Source organism: Enterobacter sp. KBR-315C3_2022 (genome assembly GCF_041399425.1).
Lineage (GTDB): Bacteria > Pseudomonadota > Gammaproteobacteria > Enterobacterales > Enterobacteriaceae > Enterobacter.
This window is the reverse complement of the sequence record NZ_JBGKEB010000016.1, coordinates 37,919-53,151: the sequence shown is the minus strand read 5'-3', so window position 1 is coordinate 53,151 and position 15,233 is coordinate 37,919. Positions and strand designations below refer to the sequence as shown.

Sequence of the window (15,233 nt, the reverse complement as noted above, 5' to 3'; positions counted from 1 at the left end):
AATTGCAATCAACAGTTGATAAGTCTGCTATAAAAGGCCGTCGGCGGTGCGGCCAGTTCGGTACCGGCGTGCGCGCAGCCACCGGAGCGTACACGCAGTACGTGAGGATGGCGAGCACACCCCGGTGCCGAAATGGCAAACAAGCCAGGCCGATCAGCGGCCGGGGAATCCTGGGGGCATCATCCCTTTCATACCACGCATCATCTTCGCCATGCCGCCTTTCTTCATTTTCTTCATCATGCGCTGCATGTCGTCGAACTGTTTCAGAAGGCGGTTTACGTCCTGCACCTGCATACCGCAACCGGCGGCGATACGGCGCTTACGCGAACCTTTGATGATTTCAGGCTTCGCACGTTCTTTCAGCGTCATCGAGTTGATGATCGCCTCCATACGCACCAGCACTTTGTCATCCATCTGTGATTTCACGTTGTCAGGGATCTGGCCCATGCCCGGCAGCTTGCCCATCAGGCTTGCCATGCCGCCCATGTTTTTCATCTGGCGCAGCTGCTCAAGGAAGTCGGTCAGATCGAAACCGTCGCCTTTTTTCAGCTTGCTCGCGAGCTTCTCGGCCTGCGCGCGGTCAACCTTGCTCTCGATATCTTCGATCAGCGACAGCACGTCGCCCATGCCGAGGATACGGGAGGCAATACGGTCCGGGTGGAACGGCTCCAGCGCTTCGGTTTTTTCACCCACGCCGAGGAATTTGATCGGCTTGCCGGTGATATGGCGAATCGAGAGCGCCGCACCGCCGCGGGCGTCACCGTCCACCTTGGTCAGCACCACGCCGGTTAACGGCAGCGCTTCGTTAAACGCCTTCGCCGTATTGGCCGCATCCTGACCGGTCATGGCGTCGACAACAAACAGGGTCTCTACCGGATTGATAGAGGCATGCACCTGCTTGATTTCGTCCATCATCGCTTCGTCAACGTGCAGGCGACCGGCGGTATCCACCAGCAGCACGTCGTAGAACTTCAGCTTCGCCTCTTTCAGCGCCGCGTTAACGATGTCGACAGGCTTCTGGGCCACGTCCGACGGGAAGAAATCCACGCCGACCTGCTCTGCCAGGGTTTCCAGCTGTTTGATCGCCGCCGGGCGATAAACGTCGGCCGAAACCACCAGCACTTTTTTCTTGTGCTTCTCGCGCAGGAATTTACCCAACTTACCGACGCTGGTGGTTTTACCCGCACCCTGCAGGCCCGCCATCAGCACCACGGCAGGCGGCTGCGCGGCCAGGTTAAGCACCTGGTTCTCTTCGCCCATCGCCGAAACCAGTTCGTTTCGAACGATTTTGACGAACTCCTGACCCGGGGTCAGGCTCTTGTTCACTTCATGGCCAACCGCTTTCTCTTTCACGCGGTTGATAAAATCACGTACAACCGGCAACGCGACGTCTGCTTCGAGCAGCGCCATGCGCACTTCGCGCAGCGTTTCCTTGATGTTCTCTTCGGTGAGGCGTCCGCGGCCGCTGATGTTGCGCAGCGTGCGCGACAAACGATCGGTTAAATTATCAAACATTGTCATTCGCCTGGGGGTAGAAACGTTGGGTCGCTTAAGCGACACATACACAGAATTTTGCCGGAGTATAACATGAAGGCAGCTTTGTTGTTATGCAACGGTTGGAGCAGGCGTCACGTAACGTTATACTGCTTCTCTTTCTTAATTAGACAACCGTCGACGCCTATATGCCTGTTTTCGCACTGATCGCCCTTGTTGCCTACTCTGTCAGCCTCGCGCTGATCATTCCCGGCCTGCTGCAAAAAAACAGCGGCTGGCGGCGCATGGCTATTCTTTCGGCAGTCATCGCGCTGGTGAGCCACGCCTTTGCGCTGGAATCGCGCATCATCCCCGGCGACGGCAGCGTGCAAAACCTCAGCGTGCTCAACGTCGGCTCGCTGGTCAGCCTGATGATCTGCACGGTCATGACGATCGTTGCGTCCAAAAACCGCGGCTGGCTGCTGCTGCCGATTGTCTACGCCTTTGCGCTGATCAACCTGGCGCTGGCCACCTTTATGCCCAACGAGTTTATTACGCACCTGGAGGCAACGCCGGGCATGCTGGTGCATATCGGCCTGTCGCTGTTCTCCTATGCCACGCTTATCATCGCCGCGCTCTACGCGATGCAGCTGGCGTGGATTGATTACCAGTTGAAAAACAAGAAGCTGGCCTTCAGCCATGAAATGCCGCCGCTGATGGTGATAGAGCGTAAAATGTTTCATATCACGCAGGTGGGCGTGGTCCTGCTGACGCTAACGCTCTGCACCGGCCTGTTTTATATGAAAAACCTGTTCAGCGTTGAAAATATCGATAAAGCGGTGCTCTCCATCGTCGCATGGTTTGTCTATATTGTGCTGTTGTGGGGCCATTATCATGAGGGCTGGCGCGGTCGTCGCGTAGTCTGGTTCAACGTCGCGGGCGCAGGCATTCTCACCCTTGCCTATTTCGGCAGCCGCTTCATTCAGCAATTTGCTGGCTAAGTTATAAAAGGAGTTCCCCCTGGAACACATCTCAACCACCGCGCTGATCGTCACGCTGATCGTCATGGTGGTCATCTCCGCCTATTTCTCCGGCTCGGAAACCGGCATGATGACGCTCAACCGCTATCGGTTACGCCATCGCGCCAAGCAGGGAAACCGTGCCGCACGTCGCGTAGAAAAACTGCTGCGAAAACCGGATCGGCTGATAAGCCTGGTACTTATCGGCAACAACCTGGTAAACATTCTTGCCTCCGCTCTCGGGACCATCGTCGGCATGCGGCTTTACGGTAACGCCGGGGTCGCCATTGCCACCGGCGTGCTGACGTTCGTGGTGCTGGTGTTCGCCGAAGTGCTGCCCAAAACCATCGCGGCGCTCTATCCGGAAAAAGTCGCCTATCCGAGCAGCTTTCTGCTCGCACCGCTCCTGATCCTGATGATGCCGCTGGTCTGGCTGCTGAATATGGTCACCCGCCTGCTGATGCGCATGGTCGGCATCAAAGCGGACGTCACCATCAGCAGCGCGCTCAGCAAAGACGAGCTGCGCACCCTCGTGAACGAATCCCGCTCGCAAATTTCCCGCCGCAACCAGGACATGCTGCTCTCGGTGCTGGATCTGGAAAAGGTCAGCGTTAACGACATCATGGTGCCGCGCAATGAAATCGTGGGTATTGATATCAATGATGACTGGAAGGCGATTGTTCGCCAGCTGACGCACTCGCCGCACGGGCGCATCGTGCTGTACCGTGATTCGCTCGACGATGCCATCAGCATGCTGCGCGTGCGGGAAGCCTACCGCCTGATGACCGAGAAAAAAGAGTTCACCAAAGAGGTGATGCTGCGCGCCGCCGACGAGATTTACTACGTGCCGGAAGGCACGCCGCTCAGCACGCAGCTGGTGAAATTCCAGCGCAACAAGAAGAAAGTCGGTCTGGTGGTCAATGAGTACGGTGATATTCAGGGGTTGGTCACGGTCGAGGATATTCTGGAAGAGATCGTGGGCGACTTTACGACCTCGATGTCTCCGTCTCTGGCGGAGGAAGTCACCCCGCAGAACGACGGTTCCGTGCTGATCGACGGTAGCGCAAACATTCGCGAACTGAATAAAGCCTTCAACTGGCATCTGCCAGAAGACGAGGCGCGCACCATTAACGGCATGATCCTTGAGGCGCTGGAGGAGATCCCGGCAGCGGGAACGCGGGTTCGTATTGAGCAATACGACATCGATATTCTGGACGTGCAGGACAATATGATTAAGCAGGTGAAGGTCCTGCCCGTGAAGCCACTTCGGGAAAGTATTGCCGAGTAAAATGTAGGCCGGGTAAGGCGAACGCCGCCACCCGGCACTACGGATAGCAAATTACGCTTTCGCTTTTGCCACGGTCACCATCGCAGCGCGAATGGTACGGCCGTTCAGGGTATAGCCTTTCTGCATCACGCCCAGCACTTTACCGGCTTCAATCTCTTCAGATTCAACCATCGCAATCGCCTGGTGAACGTTTGGATCCAGCGGAACGTTAGTATCGGCAATCACTTCCACACCGAATTTACGCACGACGTCCAGCATGGATTTCAGCGTCAGTTCAATACCTTCGATCATCGCCGCGTTGTCCGGATTGGCTTTATCCGCCACTTCCAGCGCGCGATCGAGGCTATCAATCACCGGCAGCAGTTCGTTGACGAATTTCTCCAGCGCAAACTTGTGCGCCTTCTCAACGTCCAGCTCGGTGCGGCGACGCAGGTTTTCCATTTCCGCTTTGATACGCAGCACGCCGTCGCGTTCACGAGTCTGGGCTTCAGCGAGCTGAGCTTCCAGATTCGCAATTTTTTCATCGCGCGGGTCCACCTGCTCAGCAGAAGCGTCAGGCTCTACAGCCTCAACTTCCTCGTGCTGTTCCGTGATAATTTCTTCAGGGGCTTGCCCCTCAGGCGTTTTCTGTTCTTTACTACTCATGAATTTCTCCGCGTTTTTCTGCATTCATCTCGCTAACTTCGCTTATTATGGGGATCAGTTTCCGGGATTCAAGGGAACAAGACAGATTGTCATCATTCATCAGGCACAAGGACCTCCAGAAAATGAATAATCATTTCAGGTGTATTGGGATCGTCGGGCATCCGCGTCACCCTACCGCATTGACGACACATGAAATGTTGTATCGCTGGCTGTGTGGCAAAGGCTATGAAGTGATGGTCGAACAACAAATTGCCCAGGAGCTACAGCTCAAGGGCGTAAAAACCGGCACGCTGGCGGAGATTGGCCAGCAGGCGGATCTCGCTGTGGTGGTCGGCGGCGACGGAAATATGCTGGGCGCAGCGAGGACGCTGGCGCGTTACGATATCAAAGTCATCGGCATCAACCGCGGCAATCTTGGCTTTCTGACCGACCTCGACCCGGACAACGCGCAGCAGCAGCTGGCGGACGTGCTGGAAGGCCACTACATCAGCGAAAAGCGCTTCCTGCTGGAAGCGCAGGTGTGCCAGCAGGACTGCCAAAAGCGCATCAGCACCGCCATCAACGAGGTGGTGCTTCACCCCGGCAAAGTGGCGCACATGATTGAGTTCGAGGTCTATATCGACGAAATCTTTGCCTTCTCCCAGCGTTCCGACGGGCTGATTATCTCCACGCCCACCGGCTCGACCGCCTACTCGCTCTCGGCGGGCGGTCCGATACTGACGCCCTCTCTGGACGCGATCACGCTGGTCCCGATGTTTCCGCACACGCTCTCTGCCCGCCCGCTGGTCATCAATGGCGATAGCACGATACGTTTGCGGTTCTCGCACCGCCGTAACGACCTGGAGATCAGCTGCGACAGCCAAATAGCGCTGCCAATCCAGGAAGGCGAAGACGTGTTAATTCGCCGCTGCGACTACCACCTGAACCTCATACACCCAAAAGATTACAGCTATTTCAATACGTTAAGCTCAAAACTTGGTTGGTCAAAAAAATTGTTCTGATTTTGCATCCAGCGCTTTACTGTATAAAAAACCAGTTTATACTGTATGAAAACACAGTTATGGTTTTTCATACAGGAAAACAATTATGCTGGCACAACTGACCATCAGCAATTTCGCCATTGTTCGCGAGCTCGAAATCGATTTCCACAGCGGCATGACGGCCATCACCGGCGAAACCGGTGCAGGTAAATCCATCGCTATCGATGCCCTTGGTCTGTGCCTCGGCAGCCGTGCAGAGGGCGATATGGTCCGTGCCGGCGCAGCGCGCGCGGATCTCTGCGCACGCTTCTCCCTGAAAGATACCCCTGCCGCACAGCGCTGGCTTGAGACGAATCAGCTTGAAGACGGACGTGAGTGTTTACTTCGCCGTGTGATCAGCAGTGATGGGCGCTCTCGAGGTTTCATCAACGGCACCGCGGTTCCGCTCTCTCAGCTTCGCGAACTCGGCCAGCTGCTTATCCAGATTCACGGCCAGCACGCTCACCAGCAGCTGGTCAAGCCTGAACATCAAAAAGCCCTGCTCGATGGTTACGCGGGTGAGTATGCGCTTACTCAGCTGATGGCAGAACACTACCGCCAGTGGCACCAGAGCTGCCGCGAACTCGCGCAGCACCAGCAGCAAAGCCAGGAGCGCGCCGCGCGGGCTGAACTGCTGGAGTACCAGCTAAAAGAGCTGAACGAATTCAACCCGCAGCCGGGCGAGTTTGAGCAGATCGATGAAGAGTACAAACGCCTGGCTAACAGCGGTCATTTGCTCTCAACCAGCCAGACCGCGCTTAACATGCTGGCGGATGGTGAAGATGTAAACCTGCAGAGCCAGCTCTATAACGTTCGCCAGCTCTTAACCGAACTGGTAGGCATGGACAATAAGCTCTCCGGCGTGCTGGATATGTTGGAAGAAGCCGCCATTCAGATTTCCGAAGCCGGGGATGAGCTGCGCCACTACTGTGAACGTCTGGATCTCGATCCGAACCGCCTGTTTGAACTCGAGCAACGTATCTCCCGTCAAATTTCGCTGGCGCGCAAGCACCACGTTACGCCGGAAGAGCTGCCGGTCTACTACCAGTCCCTGCTGGAGGAGCAACGGCAGTTAGACGATCAGGCTGATTCTCTCGAAACATTATCGCTGGCGGTAAATCTCCATCACCAGCAGGCGCTGGTAACGGCCAGACAGCTCCATGATGTCCGCATGCTGCATGCCCAGGAGCTCAGCCAGCATATTACCGATAGCATGCGCACGCTGGCGATGCCGCACGGCGTATTCACCATCGACGTTCGCCTTGAAGAAAATCATCTGACGGCGGAAGGGGCAGATCGCATTGAGTTTTGCGTTACAACAAACCCAGGCCAGCCCCTGCAGCCTATTTCCAAAGTGGCCTCCGGCGGTGAGCTCTCGCGTATTGCCCTGGCCATCCAGGTCATTACCGCACGCAAAATGGAAACCCCGGCGCTGATCTTCGATGAAGTGGACGTAGGCATCAGCGGCCCAACCGCAGCCGTGGTAGGTAAACTGCTGCGCCAATTGGGCGAGTCGACCCAGGTGATGTGCGTCACCCACCTGCCGCAGGTTGCAGGCTGTGGTCATCATCACTTTATCGTCAGCAAAGAAACCGATGGTGAAATGACCGAAACGCACATGAAACCGCTGGATAAACGCGCGCGCCTGCAAGAGCTGGCACGCCTGTTGGGCGGTAGCGAAGTCACGCGCAATACCCTCGCAAACGCGAAAGAACTGCTGGCAGCGTAAACTTTTTCGGGATCTCAGGGTCATACAGAACAATAAAAACGCCGCCAGACCGGTTTCAAAGTGGGGCAAGGTCTATTATCATCGGCATATTACATATGAGCCGCGTTCTGCTCGGGCCCGAAAAGGAATCAAATCACTATGCGTTGTAAAATGCTGACCGCTGCCGCAGCGGTTCTTCTGATGTTGACCGCAGGCTGTTCCACTCTGGAGAAAGTGGTTTACCGTCCTGACATCAACCAGGGGAACTATCTCACCCCTAACGATGTGTCAAAAATCCGTGTGGGTATGACGCAACAGCAGGTCGCTTATGCACTGGGAACCCCGATGATGTCCGATCCGTTCGGCACTAACACCTGGTTCTATGTATTCCGTCAGCAGCCTGGCCACGAAGACGTGACCCAGCAAACCCTGACGCTGACCTTTAACAGCAGCGGTGTGTTAACTAACATCGACAACAAGCCTGCCCTGACCAAATAATCAGTCGCAGAAAAGCAAAAAGGTGCTCAATGAGCACCTTTTTTGTATCTGAACACAAGTACAGAACTGTAGCCCCACCACGCGCAGCGCCGCAGGTGGAAAAAAGCGCTACTTACCCGATTTCTCCGCTCGCTGGCGACGCAGCTCTTTTGGGTCGGCAATCAGCGGGCGATAAATCTCAACCCTGTCGCCGTCCTTTACCTCGTCGACTAGCTTAACCGGACGGCTGTAGATGCCAACTTTGTTCTTTGCCAGATCGATATCACGGCGGAGTTCTAGCAGGCCGGAGGCGCGGATAGCGTCTTCAACCGTTGCCCCTTCCTCGAGGTTTACGCGTTGAAGATATTGTTTCTCCGGCAGGGCGTACACCACTTCCACAGCGATTCTATGCGACACTGTAAACCTCTTTGGCGCGGGTCGTGAACGCCTGAACCATATTCGAGGCCAGCTCTTTAAAGATACGGCCAAACGCCAGCTCAATCAGCTTGTTGGTAAACTCGAAGTCCAGATGAAATTCGATGCGGCAGGCGTCTGCGCTCAGAGGCGTGAACTTCCAGCCTCCCATGAGCTTCTTGAACGGACCATCCACCAGATGCATCAAAATGCTCTGATTATCGGTCAGCGTATTACGCGTGGTAAACGTCTTGCTAATACCCGCTTTAGAGACGTCCACCGCCGCGGTCATCTGCGTCGGGCCAGATTCAAGCACCCGGCTTCCCGTACATCCAGGAATGAAGTCTGGGTAAGACTGGACATCATTCACTAACTGATACATTTGTTCCGCGCTGTAAGGCACGAGCGCAGTACGGCTAATCTGAGGCATAGCGTTTTCCATGGTCACACAACCTACAAATAATAACATTTATCACCTGTTAAAAAAACGCTAAGCCGTATCTCGTGCTAAGATAGCGCGTTAGACCTCACGGGACGCAATGAGGTGACTTTTTGAAATCAGATTACCGACGGCTTTACGACACTTATGACGAAGAAAAAAGCACATAAACCAGGCTCGGCGACCATTGCGCAAAACAAGCGTGCTCGCCACGAGTATTTCATTGAAGAAGAATTTGAAGCTGGCCTTGCACTGCAGGGCTGGGAAGTAAAATCGCTGCGCGCCGGGAAGGCAAACATTGGTGATAGCTACGTGATCCTGAAAGACGGCGAAGCCTTCCTGTTTGGCGCGAACTTTACGCCGCTGACCGTCGCCTCTTCACACTACGTTTGCGACCCTACGCGCACCCGTAAATTGCTGCTGAACAAACGTGAACTGGAGTCCCTCTACGGACGTATTAACCGTGAAGGCTTCACCGTGGTTGCGCTTTCTATGTACTGGAAAAACGCGTGGTGCAAAGTCAAAATCGGCGTAGCGAAAGGTAAAAAACAGCACGACAAACGTACGGATCTGAAAGAACGCGAATGGCAGCTGGATAAAGCGCGCATTATGAAAAATGCAGGACGTTGATTCTGCACACTTATTGTACTATTCAATAAGTTAGCGTTTCGGGCTGGTATCCAGGATGTAAAATCTGGTATACTCAGTTCAACACTATTGGGGCTGATTCTGGATTCGACGGGATTTGCGAAACCCAAGGTGCATGCCGAGGGGCGGTTTGCCTCGTAAAAAGCCGCAAAAAAATAGTCGCAAACGACGAAAACTACGCTTTAGCAGCTTAATAACCTGCTCTGAGCCCTCTCTCCCTAGCTTCCGCTCTTAAGACGGGGATCAAAGAGAGGTCAAACCCAAAAGAGATCGCGTGGAAGCCCTGCCTGGGGTTGAAGCGTTAAAACTAATCAGGCTAGTTCGTTAGTGGCGTGTTTGTTCGCAGCTGACGTGCGAATGTAAAGACAAACTAAGCATGTAGTACCGAGGATGTAGAAATTTCGGACGCGGGTTCAACTCCCGCCAGCTCCACCAAAATTCTCCATCGGTGATTACCAGAGTCATCCGATGAAGTCCTAAGAGCCCGCACGGCGCAAGCCCTGCGGGCTTTTTTGTGCCCTCAATTTGTCCCGCGAACTCTGATGCCAACTAATTAAATCCGAACCTTTTAGGCCCAACGAAAAGCTCTATGGTTTTCGTTGGGCCTAAACGCATGCAGACTCCCAATGGCAAGAAAAACCAAGCCGTTAACCGATACGGAAATAAAAGCCGCCAAACCTAAAGATGCCGATTACCAGATGTAAGACGATGACGGGATTACTCTGTTAATCAAGTCCAGTGATAGTAAGCTCTGGCAGTTCCGTTACTATCGATCTCTGACAAAGCAGCGAACCAAGCAGAGCTTCGGTGTTTACCCTGCCGTCTCACGTTCTGATGCGCGTAAACTCAGAGCCGATTCTCGAGTTTTATTGGCGAAAGACATTGATCCTCAGGAACATCAGAAAGAACAGGTAAGAAATTCTCAGGAGGCCAAACCAACACTTTCCTGTTAGTTGCTGAGCATTGTGGAATGTGAAGAAAGCCAGCGTAACAGAGGACTATGCCGACGATATCTGGCGTTCGCTTGAGAGAGATGTTTTTCCAGCAATCGGTGATATGAGTGTGACTGAGATTAAAGCTCATACTCTGGTTAAAGCAGTTCAGCCAGTTCAGGCCAGAGGTGCATTAGAGACTGTTCGACGCCTTTGTCAGCGTATTAACGAAGTCATGATTTATGCGCAGAATACAGGCCTGATTGCTGCGGTTCCCAGCGTAAACATCGGGAAAGCATTCGAGAAACCGCAGAACAAAACATGCCAGGCATCCGCCCGGATCAACTTCCTCAGTTAATGCAAACAATGCGTACGGCAAGTATAAGCTTGTCCACAAGACGTCTGTTCATGTAGCAACTACTACAACTGATGCCGAAAAATTATAAAATACAATGCGCTAGTCCGGTTCTCTTTGTCCGCAATTATCGAGAGGCGGTTGATAGTGGTTAGCTTCTCCGCTCTGTACCAGAACCCGACGTCGCAATCGCAACAACGACGAATCCGTCAGTCCACAATAAAGAGTTTGGCGCCTGTCGCGGTTCTGGACTGATGTGGTTCTGCGTTATCACCAACCTGATAGCTCATCCCCGCAGTTAAAGTGAATTTACGGCCATCGGCGAGCAGCGTTTCGAGCTCTCCCTCCAGGCAAAAGAGGACATGGCCTTTACTGCACCAATGATCCGCAAGGTAACCAGGGGTATATTCAACCATTCGCACACGGATTTGGTTCGGCTTGTGACCGAAAAATTGTGTGCGCCAGTAGGCCATACCTGTTTCCCCTGGATGTTCTGTTTTTTCGACTTCACCCCAGTTGGTAGTGCCAAAAGCAAATGCTTCGATATTCATTTTATGGCCTTTCGTTGTGAAGAAAGCGTTTTTGAGCTCAGGTAAGAATGAATTAACATAAGAAAAAATATTTTAAAAACGTACGTACCCCAAATGAGTATGTGAAATCCGCGGATGAACCTTAAGTGAATATTAAATGTATGTGTTCACGGTAAGTTACTTAACCATTCATTCATTTTTATTGAATACAGAAGGCTTGGCGGCGCATCTTTAACGTCATGGATCTTTTTGATAAATCTCAACCCCGTTTTCTGAAGCACTTTCTGCGATGCCAGATGGTTCTCTCGGACAACCGCTGAAATTTCCGTGAGTTTACACTCCTCAAATCCAAATTTTATCGCGTGTGAAGCAAATTCAGTGGCCAAGCCTCTCCCCCAGGCCTCTGTAGATAATCGATATCCAAGATTATTAACAATGAGATCCCCATAACTACGGATCCTGAGCCCGCCAAAACCGATAATTTTTTCTGGGTCAGCAAGAAGCGAAATTGCCCAGTTTCCGAACCCACGAGTTTGCCAGTGATCGAGCCAGCCGTTCAGAACCGTTTTTGCATGGTCAATATTCGGATAGGGTCCCGCAGGATTGAACGTATTCGTAGCGGGATCACCATAGATTTTAAAAAGATCGTCTACATCTGATGAGATTACTGGGCGAAGGTATAATCGATTTGTTTGAATACGCAATTTTATCTCCTGAGCTATCAGGCCAACAGTATGTTTTTTAGGGGGATCCTTTTGATTTAAGCACACTTTTGGGTGGCAGTCTGGTTAATACGTTAACAGCGATGCCAGCTCTTCGCTCAAAGCTGACGGCAGAAGCGGTAACGTGCGTATGCGGCAGGTGGTCCATTTTCTGGCGATGAGTGCATCGTCGGTTTACCGCCTGATTAAAAACACCGACTTTCCCCGCCCCGTCCACCTCTCTTCCCGACAGGTGGTTTTTGATGCCGCTGAACTCCGCCAGTGGCAGCAGCGCCGCACAGTCATCCGTTAATCCACGCTCATCAACAGCACAACCTTCCCTACCCGGGATGCATAGCGTAACAAGGCACGAGAGAATAATGCCCAGCTCAGCAGGCTGCGGGTTCAGTTCCTCCCCCTGAGGTGGGCATTGAGTTGCCGGTGATGCGCCCGTCCGATCTGACTGACTCCGTCCGGTTAGAGGGTTAAAATAGTGGAAATACAGATTAGATAAGTATCTTTTTAACGATAAATTTGTGGTGATTAAAAAGTCCCCTGGCATTCAGAAAAGCTCATGCTTCTGACTTTTATAATTATCCGGCGAACAGTTATAAAAAAAGCAGCCCTTTAAGGGCTGCCTTAACTATTTAAAACGAGTACTTGATACCAAGCGATGCAGAGGTGTCAGAGTATCCGTATCCGCCAATCTGCTGGTTAACATATCCAGTAATATTCAGATCCGGCGCAATCCGCCCTTCTACTCCCACTTTCAGTTCCCCCATGTTACGTGTTCCTGACTGACTGACGTTAATGCCATCCATATCAACGCCGCGGTTATTAACGTTATGGATCCAGTTCACCTCAGCGAATGGTTTAAAATTACGTTCTTTATGGTTATCAATCGCATGATGCCCTTTAAGGAACGTTTTTAATCCAAGACTGGTCGTAAGATTGTCTTCACCTTTTGTTTTTACAACGGTTCCGTTCGTTTCTCTGAAATCATTCGTTTTAATGCCTGACCAGAGAACCTTTGCTTTTGGCTGAACAAACCAGGAGACTGATTGCGTCCCTTCACTCATCGGGAATACATAACCTGTCTCGAGGGAGGCGCTGAAACCCTTAGCGCTATATTTTTCTTCCGCCAGTTGCTGACCGTTTACGCTGTTGTTAAACCAGCTGTGTTGGAAAACGCCATCGGCATAGGCGCCCCTTTCACTATTTCCCGCACCATACCATGTGCCATAAAGGCCCGTCGTATAACCATTAACAACACCTTTAGCATGGTAGCCTGATAAACCTGACCGGGTGTTACTGTGATTGTATCCGTAGCCTGCGAGTGCGCCGAAGCGGAAAGCGGCACCGTCATCGGAATAAGCTGTCGCTAAATCACCACCAAGCATCAGGACATAGCGATTGCTTTTCGTTTTGAGCTGCCCAGTGGAATCACTGAACCGGGTATGACCTCCGGAGTGCTTCATCCACAGACTGGTCCACTTGCGTTCGCCGGTCATCATGTCAGTGTATTCAGTCTCACCCAGTCGATCTGAAAGCGTCGTAATGAACATATTATCAGCAGCATAGGCATTCGCAGCGTAAGCGCCTCCTTCAGGTCTCAGGATATGAATCCCTTTGCCACTGTCACCGCCAGCGCTTGTATCGGTACCAGGTTCGCCGCCATTATTGCCGGGTTCAGGCTCTGGGGTTGGCTCAGGTTCAGGATTGGGTACCGGTTCTGGGGTTGGCTCAGGATCAGGGTTTGGCACAGGTTCTGGAGCGGGTTTTGGACCGGGCTCCTCTCCCCCCTCAGGCGGTACTACCTCTGCCGTACTGGATAAATACCAGTTGGCATTATTTTGACCCATACCACGCGCAAGCGTGTATTCCCAGGCCCCAGCAACAATACGTCCCTGCTGGGTGAAATCACCTTTTGAGTCTCCGGCCACGGAAATAATTTCAATTCCATTGAGCGTCGCCGCCCCGGATCCACCGAGATTTGTCACAGCAACCTCACTGCTCCCGGAAGTGCTGCCCGAAATCACTACCCTGTCCGTTAAGGCGCTGTCATCACCCAGGCGGGCCCCAAGGCTAAGGAGACCTCCATCACCAACATAATCTCCATTAATGGTCAAAACGGTGCCAGGGTTTTCACGACTCAAACTGATAATTCCGCTGTTTGTTACGCTTCCAATCGTCTGGCTATAGCCGTTCAGATCGAGCATGCCACCTTCAGCAATCCGATAGGTCGCATTGCGGCTAAAGGTATTTTCGGCACCGGCTTTGAGGATACCATTATTAACATTTGTGGCTCCAATCCAGGTATTTTGCGCAGTCAATACGGTCTCGCCATTATTAACATCAACGTTACCGGTTCCCTGAATTGTATTCCCAAAGATATAATCACTGTTAATATGGTTAAAATTCAGAGTGGCCTCACCTTCGCCAAAATTGATATCTGCAGACGGATTAAGGAGCCCCGCTGACGCTGCTGCTTCACCGGCCGCAGCACCAATATTAAGCTTGCCAACTGACCCTACGCTGGCGGCGAGTGTAATATCCTCAGTCATCAGTTCTCCCTTTTCTTGAAGAGTCAGACTTCCGCTGCCCATATTACCGATTATGGTCCGGCCCCCGTTGGTGTCGAGCTTTGAATTATTACCGGTAATGAGTACCTTACCCGTAGTATTTTTGGCAAGACGCCCCACTTCCAGCGATTCGCCGATTGTCGAGGTGCCGGATAACGACGTGTTTAATGTGGCCCCATCGGATACTGTAAGGATCCCGCTGCCTTGAGAGTTAGAACCAACATGTACGTGATCCAGGCTGTTGTAGACTGTGCCCGGACCTGAAACATTCAGTTCCCCGCGCCCATTGACGTTACCGAGTACGGTAAAGGAGTTTGTGACCTGGCTGCCATTTAAAACATTCATCACACCGGTACCATTATTCCCAATAACAGTGTAACCGGACGATATCAGCGTTCCGTTATCAACATTGACAAGCCCCTGAGAGCCAGCATAGAGCCCTACTGAAACCTGCTTAGCATTAACAACGCCGCCCTTGTCGATAGTTAAGGTACCGTTTCCGTTTTCCCCAACGTTTAGTGCTCCATTGCTGTTCCAGACTGAGCCCTGTCCAGAGATGTTGACCTCCCCGGTGGAATCCCGCATATAACCGACGCTGCCGGCACCTGAGCCATAAAATTCAGATGTCAATGCTGCACCATCAAGCACATTTAATCTTCCGTACGATCCCGCCATAACAGAGACTAAAATATTTTTAGCCATAGTAAGAGACGTTCCCGCACCTGTCAGGGTAACAAGGCCTGTAGCGCCCGAGGAATTTCCGATATACAGGCTGCTGTCTCCTGTGGCCTGGCTACCCTCGTTTACACGTAATTCCCCGGCAGGCGCTTCAGGGGTACCACTGGGATCCGCACTGCCAACAACAATATTCCCTTTAAAAGATGTTAATGAGCCGTTAATATTCGTTTGTTTTGTATCTCCTGCAAAAATAATTTCTGCAGAAGCGCTAAAAGAGACAGCAACCAGCAAAGCCAGATACTTCATTTTAAATAAGGTATGCATA

The 15,233-nt window shown here is 52.3% G+C and carries 14 protein-coding genes, 1 other RNA gene and 1 pseudogene; 9 read left to right on the top strand and 7 right to left on the bottom strand.

The window, feature by feature from the left end:
- Positions 1-153: 153 nt before the first annotated feature.
- Positions 154-1,515 (bottom strand): signal recognition particle protein, encoded by a 1,362-nt coding sequence (gene ffh, locus AB8804_RS16520; RefSeq protein ID WP_003863132.1) that lies wholly within the window; start codon positions 1,513-1,515, stop codon positions 154-156.
- A gap of 167 nt (positions 1,516-1,682) precedes the next feature.
- Between ffh and AB8804_RS16515 the strand changes: the two genes are divergently transcribed.
- Both AB8804_RS16515 and AB8804_RS16510 read left to right on the top strand, forming a co-directional pair.
- Positions 1,683-2,474: an inner membrane protein YpjD gene (locus AB8804_RS16515; protein WP_371188033.1), complete on the top strand. Its 792-nt coding sequence runs from the start codon at positions 1,683-1,685 to the stop codon at positions 2,472-2,474.
- Positions 2,475-2,493: 19 nt separating this feature from the next.
- On the top strand, positions 2,494-3,780 hold the full coding sequence (locus AB8804_RS16510) for an HlyC/CorC family transporter (protein WP_371188130.1): 1,287 nt from the start codon (positions 2,494-2,496) through the stop codon (positions 3,778-3,780).
- A gap of 51 nt (positions 3,781-3,831) precedes the next feature.
- Here the strand turns inward: AB8804_RS16510 and grpE are convergent, their stop codons facing one another.
- A complete protein-coding gene (gene grpE / locus AB8804_RS16505) occupies positions 3,832-4,425 on the bottom strand; it encodes a nucleotide exchange factor GrpE (RefSeq protein WP_146745797.1) in 594 nt (197 codons plus the stop codon).
- 122 nt (positions 4,426-4,547) lie between these two features.
- Between grpE and nadK the strand changes: the two genes are divergently transcribed.
- The 3 genes from nadK (at position 4,548) to bamE (ending at position 7,650) form a co-directional block, all read left to right on the top strand.
- The gene (nadK, locus tag AB8804_RS16500) at positions 4,548-5,426 is read left to right on the top strand and encodes an NAD(+) kinase (RefSeq protein WP_042717523.1); all 879 of its coding nucleotides are present in this window, start codon (positions 4,548-4,550) and stop codon (positions 5,424-5,426) included.
- Positions 5,427-5,511: 85 nt separating this feature from the next.
- Entirely contained in the window at positions 5,512-7,173 is a 1,662-nt protein-coding gene (gene recN / locus AB8804_RS16495; RefSeq protein ID WP_371188030.1) for a DNA repair protein RecN, read from the top strand.
- A 138-nt stretch (positions 7,174-7,311) separates the two neighbouring features.
- Entirely contained in the window at positions 7,312-7,650 is a 339-nt protein-coding gene (gene bamE, locus AB8804_RS16490) for an outer membrane protein assembly factor BamE (protein WP_112013059.1), read from the top strand.
- 108 nt (positions 7,651-7,758) lie between these two features.
- On the opposite strand, the gene AB8804_RS16485 is transcribed toward bamE, so the two are convergent.
- Both AB8804_RS16485 and AB8804_RS16480 read right to left on the bottom strand, forming a co-directional pair.
- Positions 7,759-8,046 (bottom strand): RnfH family protein, encoded by a 288-nt coding sequence (locus AB8804_RS16485; protein WP_371188028.1) that lies wholly within the window; start codon positions 8,044-8,046, stop codon positions 7,759-7,761.
- A complete protein-coding gene (locus AB8804_RS16480; RefSeq protein ID WP_371188026.1) occupies positions 8,036-8,473 on the bottom strand; it encodes a type II toxin-antitoxin system RatA family toxin in 438 nt (145 codons plus the stop codon). The genes AB8804_RS16485 and AB8804_RS16480 overlap by 11 nt, the downstream gene beginning before the upstream one ends.
- 156 nt (positions 8,474-8,629) lie before the next feature.
- On the opposite strand from AB8804_RS16480, the gene smpB reads away from it, so the two are divergent.
- The 3 genes and pseudogenes from smpB to AB8804_RS16465 form a co-directional block, all read left to right on the top strand.
- Entirely contained in the window at positions 8,630-9,112 is a 483-nt protein-coding gene (smpB, locus tag AB8804_RS16475; RefSeq protein WP_006178063.1) for an SsrA-binding protein SmpB, read from the top strand.
- 89 nt (positions 9,113-9,201) lie between these two features.
- Positions 9,202-9,565, top strand: a transfer-messenger RNA (tmRNA) gene (gene ssrA, locus AB8804_RS16470).
- Positions 9,566-9,756: 191 nt separating this feature from the next.
- A pseudogene (locus AB8804_RS16465) lies at positions 9,757-10,473 on the top strand (integrase domain-containing protein); the annotation flags it as partial.
- 153 nt (positions 10,474-10,626) lie between these two features.
- Here the strand turns inward: AB8804_RS16465 and AB8804_RS16460 are convergent.
- Together AB8804_RS16460 and AB8804_RS16455 are read right to left on the bottom strand one after the other, a co-directional pair.
- Positions 10,627-10,968, bottom strand: coding sequence for a DHCW motif cupin fold protein (locus AB8804_RS16460; protein WP_371188024.1), 342 nt, complete (start codon positions 10,966-10,968; stop codon positions 10,627-10,629).
- A gap of 146 nt (positions 10,969-11,114) precedes the next feature.
- The gene (locus AB8804_RS16455; RefSeq protein ID WP_371188022.1) at positions 11,115-11,651 is read right to left on the bottom strand and encodes a GNAT family N-acetyltransferase; all 537 of its coding nucleotides are present in this window, start codon (positions 11,649-11,651) and stop codon (positions 11,115-11,117) included.
- Between the two features lie 148 nt (positions 11,652-11,799).
- On the opposite strand from AB8804_RS16455, the gene AB8804_RS16450 reads away from it, so the two are divergent.
- Complete coding sequence (locus AB8804_RS16450; RefSeq protein ID WP_371188128.1) at positions 11,800-11,961, top strand: AlpA family phage regulatory protein; 162 nt, start codon at positions 11,800-11,802, stop codon at positions 11,959-11,961.
- A 334-nt stretch (positions 11,962-12,295) separates the two neighbouring features.
- On the opposite strand, the gene AB8804_RS16445 is transcribed toward AB8804_RS16450, so the two are convergent.
- Positions 12,296-15,232, bottom strand: a complete 2,937-nt coding sequence (locus AB8804_RS16445; RefSeq protein ID WP_371188020.1) for an autotransporter outer membrane beta-barrel domain-containing protein — start codon at positions 15,230-15,232, stop codon at positions 12,296-12,298.
- Position 15,233 lies beyond the last annotated feature (1 nt).